The sequence below is a fragment of the Chryseobacterium sp. 2TAF14 genome (assembly GCF_052115105.1).
GTDB lineage: Bacteria > Bacteroidota > Bacteroidia > Flavobacteriales > Weeksellaceae > Chryseobacterium.
This window is the reverse complement of sequence record NZ_JBFRGA010000271.1, coordinates 1-2,730: the sequence shown is the minus strand read 5'-3', so window position 1 is coordinate 2,730 and position 2,730 is coordinate 1. Positions and strand designations below refer to the sequence as shown.

Below are 2,730 nucleotides of genomic sequence, written 5' to 3'. Positions count from 1 at the left end.
AATAAAAGCAGCTCTGCTCTGCTCATTCTCCAACATATTGCGAAGAATCTTATTGGTCTTCAGCTGGCGTACAATTTTGTTGTACTGCTCCTGCTCCATGCTGAGCTGCTGAAGATAATCTGATTTCTGAACAAGATTTTTGGGAGTAAAGTCTGCAAGATTCTGAAAACGGAATTCTTCTTCTACCACATTTCCATCCTCAGTTTCGTGCTGTACAGCGACAGAAGGCTGAAAGTGTCTGAAAACATCATCTACGGTTTTTAATCCTGTAACAATTTCGGGAACGTAAGATTCGTCTGTTGTAAGCTGGCTTACGATAAGAGATTTGTTCTCCTGGATTTCCTGAATAGCTTCATTAGCGTCGACCTTGACTTCGTTTCCGCCAACACCATAATTAAACATTGCCATATTATTATTATTTTGAGATTGTTGATTTTGGTTTGGATTATCAAATTTTTGACCAATCCATTGTTTAAATTTATAAAAAAACTGGAACATAAAAAATTTTGTGAAGATTTTTATTAAAAATAAATCAATCCAGTGATGGTAATTGAATGATTATTAATATGTTTTGGTGTCACTAATCTATGAAAAACAAATAAAAAAACGCACCGGAATGATGCGTTTTAACAGTAAATTATTATATAAAAATTACCAGATTTTAATTCTCTCAGCCGGAGCTTTATACAATTTGTCTCCCGGTTTTATATCGAAAGCTTTTATAAAAGAATCCTGGTTTACCAAAGGCCCGAAAGCTCTGAAATATCCCGGAGAATGCGGATCTGTTTTTACTTGATTGATCATATACTGATCGGTAGATTTGGTTCTCCACACTGTTGCCCAGCTCATAAAAAACCTCTGATCCTGATTAAACCCGCTGATCAAACCCGGATTTCCTTTATCTTTTAAATACATCTGAAGCGCGTCATAAGCAACCGCTACTCCACCTAAATCTCCGATATTTTCACCGCTTGTAAATTTCCCGTTTACAAAACTTCCTTTTACGGGTTCGTAAGCATTGTATTGTGCAGCCAACTGAGCTACTTTTGCATCAAAATTCTTACGATCCTGGTCTGTCCACCAATTATTAAGATTTCCGTCACCGTCGAATCTTGAACCGCTGTCGTCAAATCCGTGAGAAATTTCGTGACCGATAACTGCTCCGATTCCACCAAAATTTACCGCAGCATCAGCTTTTGGATTGTAAAAAGGCGGCTGAAGAATTGCTGCAGGGAAAACAATTTCGTTATTTGAACCGCTGTAATATGCATTTACGGTTTGTGGAGACATTCCCCATTCTGTTTTATCAACAGGTTTTCCTACTTTTTCTAAACTTTTTTGATATTGCCAAGCCGAAACATTCTGTAAGTTTGAATATAAAGTTGCACCCTGCGCCGGAGATTCTACTTTTAATTTAGAATAATCTTTCCATTGATCAGGATATGCTATTTTCACAGTGAATTTAGACAGTTTTTCCTGAGCTTTTACTTTTGTTTCCGGAGACATCCAATCCATATCATTGATGTGCTTTTTGAAAGACTTCAACAGATAATCAATGTACATTTCCATCTGCTGCTTAGATGCCGGTGTAAAATATTTATCTACATACAATTTCCCGAAAGCTTCGCCCAAAACTCCGTTTACAAGCGCCAAACCTCTTTTATCCATCGCTCTCTGCTCTTTTTGCCCCTGAAGATATTTAGAGTAAAAATCGAAACGGATGTTGTCTAAATTATCTCCCAAATTGCTTGCATTACCATTAATAATATGATATTTAAGATAATCTTTCAGCAACGGAAGGTTTTTCTGATTGATAAACTGATCCATATTCTGGTAATATTTCAGTTCACCAACGATTACTTTATCTGTATTTACTCCTGCATCTTTCAGATATTTAGCCAGATTTACATTTTTTACCAAGCCGGAAAGTTCAGAAACATTTTTCGGGTTGTATCTTAAATTGGCATCTCTGTTTTGCTCTAAAGTCAGTAAATAATTTGCCAGCTGCTTTTCAAAATCAACCACATTTTTTGCAGCAGCATCAGAGTTTTTATATCCTAAAACGACAAATAATTTTGCAACATAATTTTGATATTCTGCTAAAGTTTTGGTATTGGCCTCGTTTACTTTTTGGTAATAATCTCTTCCCAAACCAAGATCGGGACCGCCAAGATAGACTGCATTCATTTTAGAATTTTTCATATCTGCGCCAACTCTCCAGCCGTAGAATGAGTTGTCACCTAACATTGTTGCTTCCAAAAGGTATTTCTGAAGATCGTTTACATTTTTAATGGCATCAATTTTAGCTAAATCAGATTTGATAGGAGCAATTCCTGCGGCATTTCTTTTTTCGACATCCATAAAAGATGCGTAAAGATTTTGAATTTTTTGTCCTTCAGTGCCATCTGCGTATTTTTCGTTTAAAATTGTTTTTAAAATCCCCAAAGAAGCATCATCTACGTTTTCTCTCAACGCATTGAAAGATCCCCAACTCGCTTTATCAGAAGGAATCTGCGTTTCTTTTACCCAGTTTCCGTTTACGTAACTGAAGAAATCATCCTGCGGACGAACGGTTTTATCCATATACGATAAATTAAGTCCGTTTTCTGGAAGAATTACCGATTCGGCGTTTTCGGCAACAACATTTACTGGAGCTTTTTCTGTTGTTTCGACAGGTTTTTTAGCAGTTCCGCAAGAATTTAAGAATACAATACCCGAAAATGCAAGTAC

2 protein-coding genes are annotated in these 2,730 nt (G+C 36.4%); both read right to left on the bottom strand.

Features of this window, described 5'->3' with window-relative positions:
* A partial coding sequence (locus AB4Y90_RS17295) for a type VI secretion system contractile sheath small subunit (RefSeq protein WP_441558806.1) occupies positions 1-498 on the bottom strand: 498 nt, incomplete at its 3' end.
* 153 nt (positions 499-651) lie between these two features.
* Positions 652-2,583, bottom strand: coding sequence for a M13 family metallopeptidase (locus tag AB4Y90_RS17290; RefSeq protein WP_441558807.1), 1,932 nt, complete (start codon positions 2,581-2,583; stop codon positions 652-654).
* Between the last annotated feature and the right edge of the window lie 147 nt (positions 2,584-2,730).

What these genes read in the sequence shown, in the direction of transcription:
- AB4Y90_RS17290 (WP_441558807.1), bottom strand. Translation starts at nt 2,583, where the DNA reads ATGGATAAAACCGTTCGTCCGCAGGATGATTTCTTCAGTTACGTAAAC.